The sequence below is a fragment of the Dokdonia sinensis genome (genome assembly GCF_003688895.1).
Classification (GTDB): domain Bacteria; phylum Bacteroidota; class Bacteroidia; order Flavobacteriales; family Flavobacteriaceae; genus Dokdonia; species Dokdonia sinensis.
In genome coordinates this window covers 1-20,267 of record NZ_REFV01000022.1, presented here as the reverse complement: position 1 = coordinate 20,267, position 20,267 = coordinate 1, and the positions used below count along the sequence as shown (strand labels likewise).

At 38.3% G+C, this 20,267-nt stretch carries 17 protein-coding genes; 9 read left to right on the top strand and 8 right to left on the bottom strand.

The features are described 5' to 3' along the window. Positions 1 to 46 precede the first annotated feature (46 nt). The 8 genes from recN to EAX61_RS15695 all read left to right on the top strand — a co-directional run bounded on the left by recN (position 47) and on the right by EAX61_RS15695 (position 11,153). Complete coding sequence (gene recN / locus EAX61_RS15730; protein WP_121918671.1) at positions 47 to 1,699, top strand: DNA repair protein RecN; 1,653 nt, start codon at positions 47 to 49, stop codon at positions 1,697 to 1,699. Positions 1,700 to 1,786: 87 nt separating this feature from the next. Next, entirely contained in the window at positions 1,787 to 2,605 is an 819-nt protein-coding gene (locus EAX61_RS15725) for an enoyl-ACP reductase FabI (RefSeq protein WP_121918670.1), read from the top strand. A 199-nt stretch (positions 2,606 to 2,804) separates the two neighbouring features. Next, the gene (locus tag EAX61_RS15720) at positions 2,805 to 6,122 is read left to right on the top strand and encodes a fibronectin type III domain-containing protein (RefSeq protein ID WP_121918669.1); all 3,318 of its coding nucleotides are present in this window, start codon (positions 2,805 to 2,807) and stop codon (positions 6,120 to 6,122) included. 96 nt (positions 6,123 to 6,218) lie between these two features. Beyond that, complete coding sequence (locus tag EAX61_RS15715; protein WP_121918668.1) at positions 6,219 to 7,223, top strand: glycosyltransferase family 2 protein; 1,005 nt, start codon at positions 6,219 to 6,221, stop codon at positions 7,221 to 7,223. 20 nt (positions 7,224 to 7,243) lie between these two features. Then, positions 7,244 to 8,200 (top strand): CdaR family protein, encoded by a 957-nt coding sequence (locus EAX61_RS15710; RefSeq protein WP_121918667.1) that lies wholly within the window; start codon positions 7,244 to 7,246, stop codon positions 8,198 to 8,200. Continuing rightward, positions 8,197 to 8,790 carry a dephospho-CoA kinase gene (coaE, locus tag EAX61_RS15705; RefSeq protein WP_121918666.1) on the top strand — a complete coding sequence of 198 codons (594 nt, stop codon included), beginning with the start codon at positions 8,197 to 8,199 and terminating at the stop codon, positions 8,788 to 8,790. The genes EAX61_RS15710 and coaE overlap by 4 nt, the downstream gene beginning before the upstream one ends. A gap of 67 nt (positions 8,791 to 8,857) precedes the next feature. Beyond that, positions 8,858 to 10,438, top strand: coding sequence for a sensor histidine kinase (locus EAX61_RS15700; protein ID WP_121918665.1), 1,581 nt, complete (start codon positions 8,858 to 8,860; stop codon positions 10,436 to 10,438). Positions 10,439 to 10,442: 4 nt separating this feature from the next. Continuing rightward, entirely contained in the window at positions 10,443 to 11,153 is a 711-nt protein-coding gene (locus EAX61_RS15695; RefSeq protein ID WP_121918664.1) for a response regulator transcription factor, read from the top strand. Between the two features lie 40 nt (positions 11,154 to 11,193). On the opposite strand, the gene miaA is transcribed toward EAX61_RS15695, so the two are convergent. The 8 genes from miaA to EAX61_RS15655 form a co-directional block, all read right to left on the bottom strand. Continuing rightward, the gene (miaA, locus tag EAX61_RS15690) at positions 11,194 to 12,099 is read right to left on the bottom strand and encodes a tRNA (adenosine(37)-N6)-dimethylallyltransferase MiaA (protein WP_121918691.1); all 906 of its coding nucleotides are present in this window, start codon (positions 12,097 to 12,099) and stop codon (positions 11,194 to 11,196) included. Further along, positions 12,092 to 12,955 (bottom strand): ion transporter, encoded by an 864-nt coding sequence (locus EAX61_RS15685; RefSeq protein ID WP_121918663.1) that lies wholly within the window; start codon positions 12,953 to 12,955, stop codon positions 12,092 to 12,094. Before EAX61_RS15685 ends, miaA begins: the two co-directional genes overlap by 8 nt. 11 nt (positions 12,956 to 12,966) lie before the next feature. Next, positions 12,967 to 14,343, bottom strand: a complete 1,377-nt coding sequence (locus EAX61_RS15680; protein ID WP_121918662.1) for an exonuclease domain-containing protein — start codon at positions 14,341 to 14,343, stop codon at positions 12,967 to 12,969. A 109-nt stretch (positions 14,344 to 14,452) separates the two neighbouring features. Further along, positions 14,453 to 15,103 carry a YggS family pyridoxal phosphate-dependent enzyme gene (locus EAX61_RS15675; RefSeq protein ID WP_121918661.1) on the bottom strand — a complete coding sequence of 217 codons (651 nt, stop codon included), beginning with the start codon at positions 15,101 to 15,103 and terminating at the stop codon, positions 14,453 to 14,455. Next, positions 15,103 to 16,332, bottom strand: coding sequence for a DUF1015 domain-containing protein (locus EAX61_RS15670; RefSeq protein WP_121918660.1), 1,230 nt, complete (start codon positions 16,330 to 16,332; stop codon positions 15,103 to 15,105). Before EAX61_RS15670 ends, EAX61_RS15675 begins: the two co-directional genes overlap by 1 nt. A 66-nt stretch (positions 16,333 to 16,398) precedes the next feature. Then, the gene (locus EAX61_RS15665; RefSeq protein ID WP_121918659.1) at positions 16,399 to 17,283 is read right to left on the bottom strand and encodes a 3-hydroxyacyl-CoA dehydrogenase family protein; all 885 of its coding nucleotides are present in this window, start codon (positions 17,281 to 17,283) and stop codon (positions 16,399 to 16,401) included. A gap of 86 nt (positions 17,284 to 17,369) precedes the next feature. Then, the gene (locus EAX61_RS15660; protein WP_121918658.1) at positions 17,370 to 18,329 is read right to left on the bottom strand and encodes a Gfo/Idh/MocA family protein; all 960 of its coding nucleotides are present in this window, start codon (positions 18,327 to 18,329) and stop codon (positions 17,370 to 17,372) included. A gap of 66 nt (positions 18,330 to 18,395) precedes the next feature. Further along, the gene (locus EAX61_RS15655) at positions 18,396 to 19,301 is read right to left on the bottom strand and encodes a Brp/Blh family beta-carotene 15,15'-dioxygenase (protein ID WP_161555246.1); all 906 of its coding nucleotides are present in this window, start codon (positions 19,299 to 19,301) and stop codon (positions 18,396 to 18,398) included. A gap of 76 nt (positions 19,302 to 19,377) precedes the next feature. On the opposite strand from EAX61_RS15655, the gene EAX61_RS15650 reads away from it, so the two are divergent. Further along, positions 19,378 to 20,109, top strand: a complete 732-nt coding sequence (locus EAX61_RS15650) for a bacteriorhodopsin-like (RefSeq protein WP_201739475.1) — start codon at positions 19,378 to 19,380, stop codon at positions 20,107 to 20,109. Positions 20,110 to 20,267 lie beyond the last annotated feature (158 nt).

The window sequence follows — 20,267 nt, the reverse complement described above, 5'->3', positions numbered from 1 at the left end:
GGCAATGCAGTATTGATTTATATCTTTACCTCTCTAAAAGAGATATGTGCTTCAAACGCTTTCTATAAAAAATTATGCCCTCATAGAAGAGGTTGCTATACAACTTAACTCTGGTTTTACCGTAATTACTGGTGAGACTGGAGCGGGTAAGTCTATCCTGCTGGGCGCGCTAGGCTTAATTACGGGTAAGCGTGCAGATAGCAGTAGTGCGGGTGATCCCTTAAAAAAATGTATAATCGAAGGTACTTTCCAGATTTCTGGTTATAAATTGGAATCCTTTTTTGAGCGAGAAGACTTAGATTTTGAGCCTCTTACCATTGTGCGTAGAGAGATAGCTCCCTCAGGTAAGAGTCGTGCTTTTATAAATGATACGCCTGTCACACTACAGCAGCTGTCTCAATTAGGAGAACGTCTTGTAGATATTCACAGTCAGCATAAGACTATGGATGTGGTTGTAAAAGAGTACCAGTTTGATGTTCTAGATACTTTTGCAGGAAATGTTGAGTTGCTCAAAGGTTATAAGAGCCATTACAGAGAATGGAAATCGAAAGAAGATATTCTTAAAAGTTTGCTTTCGCGAAAGCAAAATGCACAACTGGAGTTTGACTATCAGCAATTCCTATTTACAGAATTAGATGAAGCTTCGATAAAGCCTGGTGAGTTTGAGGAGCTTGAAGAAGTCTTAAAGACCTTAACTCACGCAGACGAGATTGTTTCTCAGTTATCTAATGCCCGACTTCATCTTGCCGAAGAAGAATCTGGGGCCTTAGATAGGGTCGCAGCAGCCCGATCAAGTTTAAACGTAGTTTCTAAATTTTCGGGGATATACCAGCAACTATTCGAGCGTCTTCAAAGCGTTCAGATTGAGCTGGATGATATCTCTCAAGAGGTTGATCGTGCGGCAGACGATGTAAATGTAGACCCGCTAGAACTTGAGCGTACAAATCTTCGCGTTCAGCAATTGTATAATCTTATGCAGAAGCACAAGGTGTCTGAAACCTCGGACTTGATTGCCCTTCGCGACAGGTTAGATGCAGATCTGCAGGCGTCACTTAATGTAGATGGTGAGATAGAAAGTGCTAAGGCGAGTATTGCTTTCGCGAAAGCGGAATTAGAAAAAATCGCAGGCCAGCTACACATTCAAAGAGTGAAAGCTATAAAACAACTCGAGGCAGAAATCCTTCGTTTATTAAAATCACTCGGAATGGAGAATGCGCAGTTTCAGATACAACTGCGGCAAACGGACGAGTTCTTTGGGAATGGAATGGACGAGGTCGCTTTCCTGTTTTCGGCAAATGCTGGAATGGAGGTAAAGCCTTTAGGCAAGGGTGCATCAGGAGGAGAGCTTTCTCGAGTAATGCTTGCGATAAAATCTGTTCTTGGAAAACATAAAAAGTTGCCGACGCTTATTTTTGATGAGATTGATACAGGGGTGAGTGGAGAGGTGGCTCTTAAAATGGGAGGTATCTTAAAAAATATGGGCTCGTCTATGCAATTGCTCAGTATCACGCATTTGCCCCAAATAGCAGGGCAAGGAGAAGCTCATTTAAAAGTGTTTAAGACAGATGAACAAGGTCGTACAAAAACGAAGATCGTTGCGCTGAGTGAAGAAGATCGTGTTACAGAAATTGCCGAAATGTTAGGAGGTGGAAACCATACTGCATCTGCAATAGAACACGCAAAAAACCTACTTCATTAGGATTCTAGGATTCAAATTAATTGATCGATATTTACATTATAGAAAATGGTATATATAATAAGGACACAACTTAATACTTGAAAAGTCATGGGATATAACTTACTTAAAGGAAAAAGAGGGATAATATTTGGAGCGCTAGATGAAAATTCTATCGCTTGGAAAACTGCAGAGCGTGTGCACGAAGAAGGAGGTAAATTTGTTTTAACAAACGCACCTATTGCAATGCGTATGGGTCAGATTAATGAACTTGCAGAAAAAACAGGTTCTGAAATCATTCCTGCAGATGCTACAGATCTAGCAGATCTTGAGAACCTAGTAGAAAAAGCTCAAGAGATTTTAGGGGGTAAATTGGATTTTGTACTTCATTCTATAGGAATGTCTATTAATGTGCGCAAGGGTAGGGCTTATACGGATCAGAAATATGATTGGACTCAAAAGGGTACTGATGTCTCTGCAATGTCATTTCATAAAGTAATGCAGACATTGTATCAAAAAGATGCTATGAATGAATGGGGCAGCATCGTGGCGCTTACGTACATGGCGGCTCAACGCGTATTTCCAGATTATAATGACATGGCAGATAACAAAGCGTATTTGGAATCTATAGGACGTAGTTTCGGTTACTTCTTTGGGAAAGATAAAAAAGTACGAGTAAATACGATATCGCAATCTCCCACACCTACTACTGCTGGGCAAGGGGTAAAGGGATTTGACGGATTTATTGCTTATGCAGAAAAGATGAGCCCATTAGGAAACGCCACTGCGCTGGATTGTGCAAATTACACCGTTACTTTGTTTTCTGACCTTACAAAAAGGGTTACGATGCAAAACTTATTTAATGACGGAGGTTTTAGTAATGTAGGTGTAAGCAATGAAGTGATGGCGACTTTTATGGGTGACGATTAATTTTGTGACATCAAAAAAAATAGAATTTTTTTTCCGGCAAGTTATAAAGGCTTGTTAAATCTAACGCTCAGGTGGCTTTAGTCTTTTTTTAAAAATAATAACTCATAATTTTTATGGGTTATTATTTTTTCTATATTTGCAAGGAATATAGTGTTTGTTCAATAGGTTTAATTGTTTATTTAAATTTAAAATTAGTTTTATGAAAAAAATTACATTATTAATGGCGCTGATTGTCTCTGCTTTTGCATTGCAAGTTTCAGCACAAAACCCGGTCTTTGAAGGCGATGGTGGGTTTATTAATGACAACAATTGTGGTTTTGGTTTCGACGAGTTCGATGCTGAGGTTACTGGAATTGGTGTTATTGGGGATACACAGCAGATTGATGAAATTCGCTTGAATATTTCTCATACTTGGTCTTCAGATCTTAACATTTTTTTACAAGCTCCAGATGGAGAGACGACTATTGAGTTGTCAACTGGTAATGGTGGTCTTGCTACAGATGCATATACTGAGACAATCTTTAGTGATGAAGGTAACCCACCTACAATAGGAGGTCCTGCTCCATTTACTGGAGTGTTTGCCCCTGAAGGTGGTTCTCTTAACGAGGCTTTTGCAGGTGTAGAAGGTTCAGGTGACTGGACACTTCTTGTTTGTGACTCTGCAAATTTTGATACTGGTACTGTTGATCAATGGTCAATCCGTTTCCAAGATAACCCTGAGCCTTGTCCTGCTCCATTTAACGTTACTGTTAGTAATGTTATGAGTACATCTTTTGATATTTCTTGGCAAGGTACATCAGGTGCTGATGCTTATCAGTACGTTGTTATGAATGATGGAGATGCGCCTGAGTTTGCTAATCCTCCAGCGGTTGAGGCTGATCAAACTACAGATTTAATGGAAACTGTTGTGGCTTTATTACCAGCAACAGATTATGACGTATATGTGCGTTCTGTATGTAATGGTACTCCTGGTCCTTGGACTGCGGTTGTAGATGTTACTACTGAGGACGTTTGTCCAGCTCCTACTGATCTTTCTGTAGAAGAAGTTGATAATGATTCAATTGCATTCTCTTGGACTGCTGCAAACAATTCTGATTCTTACGATTATGCTGTTGTTCCTACAGGTGATGCACCTACTTATTCAGCTGCAGATGCTGCTTTTGGTAACGTAACAGGAACAAGTGCTACTGCTACTGGTCTTGATGAGCAAACTACTTACGATGTTTATGTGCGTAACAATTGTGGTGCTACAGATGGGAATAGTGTTGATTTAGGACCTCAAAGCGCAACGACTGGTTGTGATAACATCGTATTAAATGCAGGTGATGTTTACACTGAAGATTTTGCTGATGCTTTTAATACAGGTAACGATCCAGAGTGTTTTACTCAAAACGGTATGAACTATGTTTATACATACGAGGAAGCTCAACTTAATGGAGGTGATTTTGGAACTGGTACTGCAAGTACTGAAGTTGTAGATAATGACGGTGTTTTTGGTGCTGCTGGAGGTTATGCTTTAGTTGATCCTATTCAGCCTGCAGTTATTTTCGGAACAAATGATGGTACTAATGCTCAAATGACAAACTTAGATTCTCCTAATTTTGATATTTCTGATGTTGAGGGTGCGGCTGTTCGTTTCGCATTAAATAACAACGTAGATGAATTTTTTAGCTCAAACTTTGGTGTTACAAACAACACAATGAATGTACAAGTAAGTACAGATAACGGTGAGACATTTACTACTGTTTTAACTTCAGATTCAAATACTGCTACTAGCGATGGTAATGAAGAGAACTGGGAGAACTACACTCTTGATATAGACGGACTTGGTCTTGGAGGAGGAACTATCAAAGTTCGTTTCGAAACGATCCTTGACGGAGTTTTCAACTTTGTAGGTCAGATAGCTATCGATAGCTTCGAAGTTAGTGAGCTAGGTTGTGCTGATCCTGAAAATGTAATGTTGAGTAACTTAGAACCTAATTCTGCAGATGTAAGCTTTTCAGGTTTTTCAACTGCTGTTAACGGTCATTTTTATGCTCTAGTTGAGCCAGGTGTAGATCCTGAGGTAGGACCATACATTCAGTCTGGTAGCCTTGACGCAGGCGTAGAAACTTTTGCTTTAACTACATTAGAGCCTAGAACTTGTTATGAGTTATACGTAAGAGCAATCTGTGATGGTGAGACTTCTGGTTTCTCTGACGCTTTTGAATTCTGTGCTCCTGCACTTTGTGATGCTCCTGACGATGTAGAAGTGGACAACGTAACAAATAATAGTGTTGATGTTTCTTGGGACGCTGTAGACGGTGTTGTAAGTTACGATTACTTACTTACTGCTCCAGGTGGTGATCCTGAAGTAGCTGCTGACGTTATTGCTGGTACTGCTGGAAACACTACAGATACAGCTGTAACAATCTCTCCTATAGCAGATGGTACATCTTATGTTGCTTGGGTACGTTCTGTATGTGATGAAGATGGTAACACTTCTGAGTATGCTGCATCTGCTATGTTTATGACAAACATAGGATGTAATTCAGATTTCTTTGATACTGGAGGAATTGCTGCAGATTACGGAAATAATGAGAGATATACTGTTACTCTTTTCCCAAGTGCAAATGCAAGTGCTCTTACTTTAGAGTTTACTTCTGTAGCTCTTGAGTTTGGTGAAGATTTCTTAGGTGTATATAATGGTGTTGGTACTGCTCAGCCATTTACTTTAGACTTACGTGCTCCTGCTACATTCACATCTACTGATTCTACTGGTGCAATTACTGTATCTTTTGATTCTGATGGTTCTGGAACTGATTCAGGATGGGAAGCATTTACAACTTGTTCTCTTATCAATGATGTTTGTTCTACTTCTATCGAGCTAACTGCTGATGAGGATTTCGAAACTTCTGCTGTAGAGGTTACAAGTACTGGTGCTGTTACATCTAACGGTGGTGCAGATCCTTCTTGTGGATTCTTTAGCGGAAACGGAGACGGTGTATGGTATACTGTTGAAGTTCCTGAGTCTACAAATATTACTATCGAGACTCAAGAAACTGTTACTGGTAATGATCCTATTTTAGATACAGGTCTTGCTGTTTACACAGGATCTTGTGGATCATTAACTGAAGTAGGATGTGACGATGATAATGGAATAGGTTCTTACTCTAAAGTTGAACTTACAGGTTTAACTGCTGGTGAGACACTTTACATCCGTGTATTTGGATCTGATTCTGCTGGATTAACAGGAGACTTTAGACTAGCTGCTTATGATGCGTCACTTAATGTGAGCGACTTAGCTGCTGCTGGATTTAACTTCTATCCTAACCCAGTTGACAACGTATTAAACCTTTCTGCTCAAGAAAAAATCCAAACTGTTGAAGTATTCAACTTACTTGGACAAACTGTAACTAAGTCATCTCCAGATGCACTTAACACTACAGTTGATATGAGCAACTTAAATACTGGTGTATATCTTGTTAATGTTACAATTAACAACCAGACTGGCGCTTACAGAATCATCAAGCAATAAGCTGATATTCTAATAAAGTAAAGTTTTACTTAGAAAGTCCCCAACCGAAAGGTTGGGGATTTTTTTTATGCATATAATTCACATAGTTTTGCTATTATGAATTTAGATTTTTCTTTTATCGTACCTGTTTTTAATCGCCCAGATGAAATTGGTGAGTTACTGGAAAGTATGACCCATCTAAAGTGTGCATTCTTTTCATTTGAGGTCGTCATTGTAGAAGATGGGTCAAGTATTTCGTGTTATGATCAGATTCGGAAGTACGAAGATATTTTGGATATTACATATTATAAGAAAGCAAATTCTGGTCCAGGAGCCTCCCGTAATTATGGTATGGAAAGGGCACGTGGTAATTACTTTTTAATTTTAGATTCTGATTGCATACTTCCATCAGATTATCTCAATAACGTAAGGGATGAGTTAAGCAAGTCGTATGTTGATTTTTTCGGCGGTCCAGATGCTGCTATGGATAGTTTTAGTAATATTCAAAAGGCTATTAATTATGCAATGACCTCTATGTTAACTACGGGAGGTATACGAGGAGCTGATACTAGAACAAATAGTTTTCAGCCCCGTAGTTTTAATATGGGTATTTCAAAACAAGCCTTCCAATCTAGTAAGGGTTTTGGAAAAATTCATCCAGGTGAAGATCCAGATTTAGTTCTTAGGCTATGGAAGATGGGATTTAAGAGTAGGCTTTTTTCTGATGCTTTTGTATATCATAAAAGGCGCATTTCTTGGGCTAAGTTTTATAAACAGGTTTATAAATTTGGTCTTGTACGTCCTATTTTAAATACTTGGCACAAAGATTCTTCAAAGATTACATATTGGTTTCCAACCTTATTTATTGCGGGTCTAGCTTGTAGTTTAGTACTCCCTTTATTTGGAGTTTTTTTTCCAATTATTTGTTATTGTATTTATTTTGCCTCTATTTTCATTCACGCCTTAGTCACAACTAGAAGCATACATGTTACGGTGCTTACGGCTTTTGCTGTGTGTATTCAGTTTTTTGGTTATGGTTATGGGTTTTTCAAGTCTACATTGTTTGTATCTTGGCTTAAGAGTGATCCTAAGGAAACATTCCCTGAATTATTTTTTGATTAATTTTTAAATAAAAATAAATAGTGACTCTTAAAAATGGAAATTGGTTTGATAATAGTAATGTTAAGGGATATTTGTTTTTTCTCTTATTTACAACTGTAGTGGCTATTTTTATTAAGCTTGCAAATTCATACACAACAAATAAAAGCTTTACAATAGTTTTAGTAGGTATCCCAGATAATCTTGCTGTAGACGCTTCAGATGTTAATACGGTTACTGTTTATTACGAAACTATTGGATTTAAATTAGTTAGTAATAGCTTTCGCGAAAGCATAATAAACATCCCATTTGACTCTCTTATAAAGAATAATGCGGATGATACTTATACACTTTCAAAAGAAAGAATACGAGCTCGTATTAAGGAATTTTTAAATTTGTCTACAAATGATTTTAGAATTACTCCTGAACAAATTTTGTATACTGCGAATAGGCTAGCATCAAAAGAAATTCCAATTACTTTGCGTTCAAATATTAATTATGAAGTTGGTTTTGGTGCTGTAGATTCTATTACGGTAGTTCCTTCTCTATTAAAGATTATAGGTCCGCGCAGAGATATTGATAGTATTGAAAGATTGTACACTCAAAAAATAGTCCTCGAAAATGTTATGATGGATGTTTCTCAAAATGTTTCTATAGATGTATCTGATCTTGCAAAAGGTGTAACTGTTGTGCCAGAGACTGTTAAGGTATCTCAATCTGTTGAGAAGTTTACTGAGGGGTCTGTTGTTGTGCCAGTTACGCTTAATAATTCTGACGGGAGAACGATACAGCTTTTTCCTAAGGAAGTTACATTGTTTTATGCCGTTCCTATCTCTACTTATGATGATGTTAAGGTGTCAGACTTTACAGTCGAAGCGATAACCGCTAGTGATAATAATAATGAATCTCACCTAGCTCTCGCTGTGACCAAAAAACCTGCTATAGTTTCTCAAACAAGATTGTCGCAAAATCAAGTGCAGTATATAATTGTAGACGAATGATTGTAGGTTTAACAGGAGGAATCGGAAGTGGTAAATCTACTATAGCAAGACTATTTGAGGAGTATGGGGTGCCCATATATATTGCAGATGAACGTGCAAAAGCATTAATGCAGTCTGATACTAGAGTAATAGATGCGATAAAAAAACTACTTGGAGAAAGTGCTTATATAGACGGAAATTTAAATAGGGAATATATAGCAGATAAAATTTTTACTAATAGTACAACTAGAAACGCTCTAAATGAAATCGTCCATCCTGCAGTTGCTCGAGATTTTAAGCAATGGGTTTTAATTAGAGATTACATTTATGTTATTAAAGAAGCTGCTATCTTATTTGAAAATGGGGGTTATAAGCAAACAGATTTTAATATTCTCGTAACTGCACCTAGGGACTTAAGAATTGATCGGGTAAGGAAAAGAGATAATGCTTCTATCTCTCAGATAAAACAGCGTATGGATGCACAATGGGATGATGTTAAGAAAATGGCCCTTGCAGACGTAATAATAGAGAATATTGACTTCTCCAAAACTAAACAGGAAGTATATAAGATACATCAACATTTACTCAGGCGATTCCAGGAAAATTGGTAAGACAGGTTGCTGTTAACATTTGGTTAAATGGAAAGAGCTCTAAATGTTAAAATCTTACTTTTGAGTAATGAATAAAAAACTGTTTTATCTCCTTATATTACTAATGAGTCTGTCCCTTATAGGGATAATATTCGTTCAGGGATATTGGATAATAGACAGCGTTAATACAAAGAGAGAACAATTTGAATTTAGTGCGCGTCAAGCACTTTCTGCAACCGCTCATAAAATTCAGAACGAAGAACTGGAAGATCTATACAGGCCTTTTAGGGAGTTAGCAGATAGTATAGGTATTCCAGACGATCTTACATTTGATGAATTTATCTTATTTCAAGATGACCCCGCAACTAATGATATTTTTATTTATCGCAACGGGATTCTTCAACAAGATTTTAAGTTGGCTTCACCGGCCTTTGATTTTGACTTAGATAGTATAGAGTTCAAAAGATTTTATAATAGATCTCAGCGTTATATTTTAGATAAGGGTAGCGAGCTTGATGGTAATAACTCTTCTGTGGAAATTAAAGATAGAATACAGGAGTTCTCTAGATTGCAAGAGTTTGAGAAATACAATTTTAGTAAGATGATTAGCGATCGTGCTGCTAAAAAACCAGTGCATACAAGAGTAACTGAAGATGAGATAAAACGTATGCTCACGATAGATTTAGTGGAGCGTGATATGGATACCGAGTTTGAGTTTGCTGTTTATAGTAATAACTTAAGTACACGTTTGAGAAGTGATAATTTCGTTTTAGACGGGGATTCTCCTACTTATGGTCATCCATTATTTGCAGATGAAAATGGACAGAGTAATTATACCCTATACGCTAATTTTCCGGGTCAAAAGAAATTTGTAATATCCTCTATTGCGGGTATGGTGGCACTCTCAGTAATTTTTACATTTATAATCATGCTGGCCTATTCTAGTGCTCTTAATCAATTAAATAAGCAAAGACAGATATCTCAGATTAAGACAGACTTTATAAATAACATGACTCACGAGTTTAAGACGCCTATTGCAACCATAAATCTTGCATTAGACGCAATTAAGAACCCTAAAGTATCTCAAGATTCAGATAAAGTGTCCTATTATCATAATATGATACGTGAGGAAAATAAAAGAATGCACGCACAAGTTGAGAATGTACTTAGAATTTCTAAACTCGAAAAGAATGAGCTTGACATAAAAAAGGACCGCGTAAAACTGCACGACCTTATAGAAGAGGCCATAATGCACGTAGAACTTATTGTTGAAGACAGACAAGGGTATGTAAATACTCATTTTGATGCCTCGAAGTCGTCGATACTCGCAAATGAATCTCATTTTACAAATGTGATTGTAAATATGCTCGATAACGCAGTAAAATATTCATCAGATACTCCAAAAATTGATGTGTATACAGAGAATGTTAAGAATTTTATTATCTTAAAAATACAAGATCAAGGAGATGGAATGACAAAATCTGTGCAGAAAAAGGTTTTTGATAAATTTTTTAGAGAACATACCGGCGACATACACAATGTAAAAGGTCACGGCTTAGGACTTGCCTACGTAAAGCAGATTGTAGATGATCATCAGGGCGAGGTTTACGTAGAAAGCGAAAAAGGAAAAGGAAGCACATTCATTATAAAATTACCACTAATATCATAACAATATGGAAACTGAAAACAAAAAGATTTTACTAGTAGAAGACGATCCAAACTTCGGAACCGTACTCAAGGATTATTTATCAATGAACGACTACGATGTCACACATGCTAAAAATGGTATGGAAGGCTTTGAGAAGTTCAAGAAAGACGATTACGATCTCTGTATCCTTGATGTTATGATGCCTTATAAGGACGGATTTACTCTAGCTAAAGAAATTAGAGAAAAGAATGAGGATGTGCCTATCATTTTCCTCACTGCAAAAGCATTAAAAGAGGATGTTCTAAAAGGGTATAAAGTAGGAGCAGACGACTATCTCAATAAACCGTTTGATAGCGAGGTTCTTCTTATGAAAATCAAAGCTATTATGCAACGCAAAGCTGTAGATTCGGTTGCAGATAGTAAACAATTTGAATTCAATGTGGGGAATTTCCATTTGAATTCGAAACTCAGATTCTTAACTTATAAAGATGAAGAGCCTATAAAATTATCTCCTAAGGAGAATGAATTATTACGTATGCTGGCGTTACACGAGAATGACCTGATGCCTCGTGAGCTCGCACTCACAAAGATATGGCGCGATGATAACTATTTCACATCACGTAGTATGGACGTATATATTGCAAAACTGCGCAAGTACCTTAAAAAGGACGACGTAGTAGAAATTTTAAATATCCACGGGGAAGGATTCCGTCTTGTAGTTAAGACAGACGATTAACTGGTTTGATATTAGTGAATACACAAAACGTCTTGAGCAATCAAGACGTTTTTTTATGGATGTAGTCTGCGATTTCAGGAAAAGGCGTCTCGTAATCAAACCAGACAATGCTATCATCCTTGCGATACCAAGTCAGTTGCCTTTTAGCAAAGCGTCGCGTATTAATTTTGATTTTCTCAATGGCTTCTTCAAGTGTTAATTCCTCATCAAAATGAGCAAAAAGTTCTTTGTAGCCCACGGTGTTTAATGCATTTAACCGCTTTCGCGAAAGCAAACTGCGCACCTCCTCTACAAGTCCATTCTCAACCATTACGTCCACGCGTTTATTGATGCGTTCGTACATAATCTCACGAGGAGCCTTGAGTCCAATTTTTATAGTTTTAAAATCCCGCTCAGGTCTAGGTTTATTTCTAAAAGAAGAAAAAGGTTCCCCCGCCGAAAGACAAACCTCTAGTGCCCTGATCACACGTTGATGGTTAAAGAGGTCTACTTGATCATAGTATACAGGATCTTTCTCCTTGAGCAATTCTTGAAGTGCTTCTATACCGTCAAATTCAAGCAATAGTTTAAGTTCTTCTCGCACGCCATTTTTTACCTCAGGGAATTCATCTAATCCATTTATGACGGCATCTACATACATTCCACTACCACCTACCATTACTAGGGTGTCGTGTTTCCTAAAAAGCTTCTTTGTGAGCGCAATTGCTTCCTTTTCATAATGGCCAACACTATATTCATCTTCTACAGAAATATGTTGGATAAAATGGTGTGGGGCTGCATCTAGTTCTTCGGGCTCTGGAACGGCCGTTCCTATCTTCATTTCTTTAAAGAACTGGCGAGAATCTGCAGAGATAATTTCGGTTTGGAAATGGTTTGCAATCTTAATCGATAGGCTAGTTTTACCTATAGCTGTGGGTCCTATGATTGCAATGAGATATTTACTCATCAAATAAAGAATATCCGCATTGATGGCAATGCTGTGCATCATCACGGTGTTTGCGAGTGCCACAATTTTGACAAGACTGTGTATTCATATGCACATAATCTTCCCCGTCTATAGTGACTATATCATTTTTATTTTTGTAATCTTTAGCATACTCGGCACTTACAATACCAGTAGGAACTGCAATGATACCATAACCCATTATCATAATAATGGCAGCGATAAATTGTCCTAGGGGTGTTACTGGTGCAATATCTCCAAATCCAACGGTAGTTAATGTTACTATACACCAATAAACACTAACTGGAATGCTCGTAAAACCACTTTCCTCACCCTCGATCATATACATGAGCGTACCAGCAATAATGCATAGTATGAGTACTGCAAATAGAAAAATACTAATTTTTGCCCTACTATCTTTCAGAGCTTTTGAAAGCTTGTTAGACTCGCCTACATAGCGTGTGACTTTTAAAATCCTGAATATCCTCAGTAGTCTAAGAGCTCTAACTGTGAGTAAAGCATTAGAGCCAATAACGAAAAAAGCCAAGTACTGCGGTATCGTTGAAAAGAAATCAATAAGTCCGTAAAAGCTAAAAATATATTTTGAAGGTTTCTTAACTGTAATAATTCGAGCGAAGTATTCGAATGTAAAAAATATGGTAATAACCCACTCCCCAACCTCAAAAAACTCGTGATATTTTTCGTCAAAACTTTTTACGCTTTCAAGCATGACCAAAGCAATACTGGCAAGAATCAGCACAAGAAGCACTATGTCAAAAACTTTTCCCGCAGGGGTGTCTGCTTCATAAATAATATCGTGAAGTATTTGTCGCCAGCTTCTGTTTTCTGAATTGCTCAAATGAAATGGTATTATCCTACAAGTTCAGTTAAAGGTATTGTTTTTAGATTTCTCTTAGTGCGTGTATAGCTTTTTATAATATGTTGCGCATCTCGATTATCATCCATAGGTGTGATAATAGACCTAAGAATCTCCATATTATTGAGTTGATGGTTAAGATTATAAAACCCTATACCCTTGAAAATCCCGTCTTCTATAAGAACGACAGAACGTTCATTCACTTTCCTACCTCTGTCTATTACGAGCATACTCTTGTTCTCAAAGCTATGTTTTTGTATAAAGGACTGGACGCGTAAGTTGTAAACCTCTGGTGACTCCTCCTCAATACAGGCCCCATTACACTTCTTAATCGTATAATTAAAGCAATTACCAGAAGTTCCGTGCATTATTGTTTTGTTTTGGCACAATACATACGCTTCGATGATACGTTCTAGTTGAGCTTTTGCACTCATAGTATTGCTAAAGGTGGTTATGGCATCTTTAGTCGGATCAGCTCTCTCGGTTTTCAAGTTGATATATCCGTTATCATCTATATAATGAGATAACTGCACTTTAAAATTAGTTCTGCGTAGTGCACGATTAAATTTGGGCCTATTGCGTTTTATCTCTTCATTTTCTTTGAGCAGGGCGATAAGCTCACTTCCAGTTTCTTCGTAAGTCACCTCCACAACATCATCTTGTATTTGCTTGCTCTTACGGTTGTCACTTGTAAAGTGTTGCGTGAGCCGTTTCTTCATGTTCTTGCTCTTCCCGATATAAATGATAGTGCCGTTCACATTGTGCATGTAATACACTCCTGTTTCTGAAGGTACACTGGCTATTATATCTTTGAGCTTTGTATCCATATTCCGCTTAGGGAAGGATTTTACCGCTGCCTGTATAATTTTTTTCTCGGTATCTTTTGCTAGCAACATTTTAAACAGTTGCACGGTGGCTAGCGCATCTCCATCTGCACGGTGCCTGTTAGACATCGGGATTCCTAACGCTTTGGCTAGTTTTCCCAGGCTGTAGCTTTTATGTCCTAATAGTAATTCTTGTGATAACTCTACGGTACAAAGAGTGGTACGCTCAAAGGGATACCCAAGCCTATCAAACTCCAGACTTAAAATACGATAGTCAAACTGTGCGTTATGCGCCACAATAACGCAGCCTGCGGTAATTTCGATGATGCGTTTTGCTACTTCGTAAAACTTGGGAGCATTGCGTAGCATTTCGTTATTGATTCCCGTAAGCCCCACTACAAAAGCTTGTATAGGACGCTCAGGATTTACGAGGCTAATAAATTGGTCGACAACATCGTGTCCGTCAAATTTATAGATGGCGATTTCGGTAATACCCTCTTCGTTGTATTTTCCACCCGTAGTCTCTATGTCAAGTATTGCGTAAATAGAATCTTATTTTGTCATTTCCGCAAAGGCGGAAATCTCATTTATAATTTAATTCCCGCGAAGGCGAGAATCTCGCTGTTATAGTTTCACCTTCGACTTCAAGTCCACCTCAATTTCTCGCTCCAAAAATAGCACTTCCTACTCTAATCATCGTACTGCCATTTTCAATTGCGATCTTATAATCTCCGCTCATTCCGGTGGATAGGATGGAGAGGTTTGCGCTTTCGCGAAAGCGTAAAAATATCCCTTCCAGCAATTCAAACTCTGCCGCTACTTGATCCGTATCGTCTGTAAAAGTGGCCATCCCCATCAGTCCCTTTACATTTACATTAGGATACGCCGAAAGTTTGCCTTGCTCAAATAACTGATTTGCCTCCTCCACGGGCATCCCAAATTTTGAATCCTCGCGCGCAATCTTGATTTGAATGAGAACGTCTATTACACGATTTTCTTTCTTCGCCTGTTTGTTAATTTCCTTGAGGAGTTTGATACGGTCCACAGCGTGCACGAGACTTACAAAAGGTGCCATATACTTAACCTTGTTTGTCTGTACGTGACCTATCATATGCCACTCAATATCTTTAGGGAGTTGCTCCCATTTTTCGGTCATCTCCTGAATCTTATTCTCCCCAAAAATACGCTGACCAGCCTCATAGGCCTCCATTAAGTCTGCATTAGGTTTGGTTTTTGAAACGGCAACTAGGGTGACGTGCTCAGGAATTTCCTGACGAAACTGAAGTATATTTTCTTTTATGCTCATTAAAACTCGTAAATCGTGATGCCACTGCGCAACTTTGGTTCAATATACGTACTTTTTGGGGGCATTGTAAGCCCAGCGTCTGCGATTTCTTTTAGTTCTTGTATTGTGACGGGTAACATCCCAAAACCTACGGTAAAATCGCCCTTATCTATGATGTCTTTTACGTAAACCATATCCTTGCGACCATCTGTATATCCTAGTCGGTCATCATTGCGCATATCTTCTATGCCCAGTAAAGGTCTTAATATATGGTCATATAAGAGCTGGGTGTCCAGTCGCTCCAGTGGATTTCCAAATTCCCGCTGACTGTGTCTCAAATACAATGAATAGAACTCCCCATCCAAGTACATCGTAAAGTGGTGTTTCTTAGTAGGTTTATATAGTGCTGTGCCACGGTTTTCAATGCGAAAAACAGCGTCCAGAGCCACTAAAAAACTTTCCTTAGTATGCCCATTAAGCCCCTTAATGATACGGTTGAATTCATATATTTTCAAGTCAGACTCGGGAATGAGGTAACTCATAAAGTAATTAAAAGCCTCGTTTTTCTTTCCATCTTCTTGATGCGCTTTTGCCAGTAGGTAGGAAGAGCGCGAGCGGTGATGCCCATCTGCAATGTAAATGCAGTCTATGGTTTCAAAAGCTTTTTTGATTTCAGCAATTTCGGCTTCATCAGTTAGTGGCCACAAGTATTGCGTGTCCCTAAAGGTAGTTGTAAACTCATATTCGGCTCGGGATGCCATCGTTTTTTCAAGCACCCTTTCAATGTCCGAATTGTCGGGGTAGGTGAGTAAAACAGCCTCCGCATTAAAACCTACGGTGTCGAGATATTCTTTAAATAATTCCTCCCGATGCTGGATAGTCTCCTCGTGCTTACGGATGATATTGTTTTCATAATCTTCTACAGAAGCCGCAGCAATCATCCCTGAAAACACATTTCCATCTCGGTCTATAATTTTATAGGCATAGTACGCCGGTTGTTCGTCCTGAATAAAAATGCCATCCTCTTTAAATTCTTGATAGCGATTGCGCACCAGTGTAAAACGGTCTCGTCCAGTAACCTCTTTATGATATTTGTAGCCAGGGTCAAGAATATGAAGGAACGAAAAAGGGTTGCGATCCATCCTAAACTTGCGACCTTCCTCTGTGTAATGTTCATAGGCACGCGCAGCGACAAGGCTCACTTTATCACGAGTAGGTCTAACAGCACGGAAAGGGAGGATTTTAGGCATTTTCTAGTTTTGAAAAGGGTTTTTCTGCTTTCGCGAAAGCGTACCTAGTTGTAAATAAAAATTATTCTAAGCAAACATCTGTGCCACTTTCTCAGCTTTTCTTGACTCAGAATAGTCATAAAAACCTTCCCCAGACTTTACCCCAAATTTTCCAGCCCGCACCATATTTACAAGTAGCGGACAAGGAGCATATTTAGGATTTTTAAACCCGTCGTGCATGACTTCGAGAATGGAGAGGCACACGTCCAGCCCTATAAAATCTGCAAGTTGTAGGGGTCCCATAGGATGTGCCATACCTAATTTCATCACGGTGTCTATTTCATATACTCCCGCGACTCCATTATATAAAGTCTCCACAGCCTCGTTTATCATAGGCATCAGGATACGATTTGCAACAAATCCTGGGTAGTCATTTACCTCGACAGGAACTTTTCCTAATTTTTCTGACAAGTCCATAATTTTTTTGGTGGTCTCGTCGCTTGTATTGTAACCGCGAATAATCTCTACCAATTTCATAATGGGCACAGGATTCATAAAGTGCATCCCTATGACTTTTTCTGGACGCTCTGTTACTGCGGCAATTTGTGTAATCGAAATAGAGGAGGTGTTCGTAGCAAGAATACAACCGGCTCCTGTTGCTTCATCTAGGTCTTTAAAAATCTTTAATTTGAGATTTACGTTTTCGGTAGCGGCCTCTACAACTAGATTTGCACTCTTTACACCTTCATTAAGATTTGTAAACGTCGTAATGTTTTTAAGGGTTTCTTGTTTTTGAGTTGCTGTGATACGCTCTTTGGCAAGCATTCTGTCCAAATTCTTAGTAATGGTCGCCATTCCCCGATCTAAAGATTCTTGAGAAATATCTACGAGATGTACGTTGTATCCACTTTGAGCAAAGGTATGTGCAATTCCATTGCCCATTGTTCCTGCTCCTATTACTGCTATGTTCATAAAATGTATTTTTGTCATTTCCGCGAAGGCGGAAATCTCCTCCACCCTTGCAAATATTGTTAGTGATATAAATCTCTCTGGCCTTTCTAAAAATCTGCAATTACCATCTTCGCCACGCGCAAGGCTTCAGTACCGTCTTGCAATGAGACTATAGGGGTGGTGTTTTCTTTTATAGCCTTCGCAAAAGCGTTTAACTCATCGAGTATTGCATTATTCCCAGGTACTTCGGGATTGTCAAAATAGATTTGCTTCTTTACACCCTCAGCATTTTGCAGAATCATTGCAAAATCATCTGGGTTTTCCGGAGCGTCTTTCATCTTTACGACTTCTACCTTTTTCTCCAGAAAATCTACCGAGATGTAGGCATCTTTCTGAAAGAAACGAGACTTACGCATATTCTTCATCGAGATACGACTTGCGGTAAGGTTTGCCACGCATCCGTTTTCAAATTCAATACGCGCATTTGCAATATCTGGAGTCTCACTAATTACCGAAACACCGCTGGCAGTCACCTTCTTCACTTTGCTCTTAACAACACTCAAAATAGCATCGATATCGTGTATCATAAGGTCGAGCACCACAGGAACATCCGTCCCGCGAGGATTAAACTCTGCAAGGCGATGCGTCTCAATAAACATAGGCGTGTCTATCATCTCGCTCACCGCCATAAATGCTGGATTAAAACGCTCTACGTGTCCTACTTGTCCCTTTATATTATGTTCTTGAGCGAGCGCGAGAATTTTCTCTGCTTCCTCAAGGTCATTTGCAATGGGCTTTTCTATAAAAACGTGCTTGCCGGCTTTGATTGCCTTTTCTGCTCCAGCATAGTGGTAGGTGCTAGGTGTTACAATATCTACCACATCGCAGGCTTCGATGAGCGCCTCTTCAGAGTCAAAAGCGGTATATCCAAACTGTTCTGAAACGGTTGCACGCACCTCAGGTGAGGCATCATAAAACCCCACGAGGGTATAGTTTTCAGACTGATTGAGGAGTTTTAGATGTATTTTTCCGAGGTGTCCCGCACCCAGTACGCCAGCTTTAAGCATAGATTTTGATTTTATACAAAAATAGGATTTTACAATGTGTTCTACTATGCAAGCATTGAGAACCTTTTACCTCTTTTTATGAGTAAACATTCTCGTCATAACTATAGCGTGAGGTAGTGTTATGGCCGCTAGAAATGCAACGAGAATAGATATAAACAGTTTATGATAGTCCTGTAAAAAGTAAAAGAGCATTAGTAAAAAAACTATGGCACCTATCCAATATAAAAGTGATGACTTCACATAAGCTTTCAAGTAATCTTTCTCCGCCTTGCCATAGATATGAATTAACTGAGTAAGTAATGAAGGAAGGCTATGCCAGATGATAAAATAAATTGCAAATGCCCATATTAAACTGGCAGTCTTAAAAATTAAGGCAATAACAGCAATAAAAAAAAGCTCTTGCAACCAAAATTGCCATTTCCTATGTATGTAAATGTAAAAGTAACTGCAAAAAAGAATTACCAGCCCACCAGACGCAATGCTCGTGTAAAAGAATAGATTATCTGGAAGTATTACAGCTGTTAAATCTTGGATTACTGCGATACTTTCTGTCTCGTTGAGATGAAATAAAAGACTAAAGATCAATATACCATATAATGTATGGTAGATATATTTAAATTTTTTTCTAATCTCAAGTCTTATAGCCCAGTGCTGCTCGCCAAAATGATATCCACTCAAAATAATAAATAGGAGTGTGGCCATAGCAATGAAATTGAAAAAGAGTGCTGCTGTTCCTAGTACAACAACGACATATATAAAAATAATTTTAAGTATTTCTTTTAGGCTACTCTCCTTTTTATCCTTTAGTAACAAAGAAACGTCATTTGCCCCGTGTACCACGCCTATAGATAAAATAAGAGCGTAACTCAGTATTCCCTCTGCCTCAGTGCTTAGAAACCCTGATATCCAAAGTGTAAAGCAACTGAAAACTAAGGTGAAGCTATTGAGCTTGTGTAAAATATTTTTGTTCAAAGTTTTCATAAAATCATTAAACAAGGCTTCTTATTAGTTAAATTTACTCAAGATTACTAACTAAAATCACAAAACAATGCAAAACTTTATCCTTTTAATGGGCGATGTTACTAAAATCGCGACAGATGATTATGTGGGGTTCACATTCTTCACTGGGTGTATGGCAATGATGGCCGCTGCGGCTTTCTTCTTTTTGTCAATGAATGACTTTGATAGGAAATGGAAAACTTCCATACTTGTATCGGGCTTAATTACATTTATTGCTGCAGTACATTATTTGTATATGCGCGACTATTGGGCTTCAAATGCAGAGTCTCCTACCTTTTTTAGATATGTAGACTGGGTATTAACGGTACCTTTAATGTGCGTTGAGTTTTATCTTATTTTAAAAGTAGCTGGGGCAAAAAAATCGTTAATGTGGAAACTTATATTCCTATCTGTTGTAATGCTTGTAACAGGTTACATAGGTGAAGCTGTAGATCGTGATAACGCGTGGTTATGGGGTCTAGTATCTGGTATTGCTTACTTTGCTATTGCCTATGAAATATGGCTCGGAAGTGCTAAAAAGCTAGCAGTAGAGGCAGGAGGCTATGTTCTCAAGGCACATAAAGCTTTATGCTGGTTCGTATTAGTTGGGTGGGCTATTTATCCTTTAGGATATATGGCAGGAACTCCAGGGTGGTACGATGGCTTGAACGGTCTTCAAATGGATGTTATTTATAACATAGGAGATGCTATCAATAAAATTGGATTCGGACTCGTAATCTATAATCTAGCAGTACAAATGCGCAATAAGGAAGCCATATAGTTTTAACATTGCTCAAAACTATATTGTTTGGAAAGAGGCTGTCTGAAAACTATTCGGACAGTCTTTTTTTATTAAGGGCTATTTCTATTATTCAATCGTAAATGTTTTACAAGTGCTATTTGTTATCAGTTAGTAGTTATCAGTCTGCTTTTAGATAG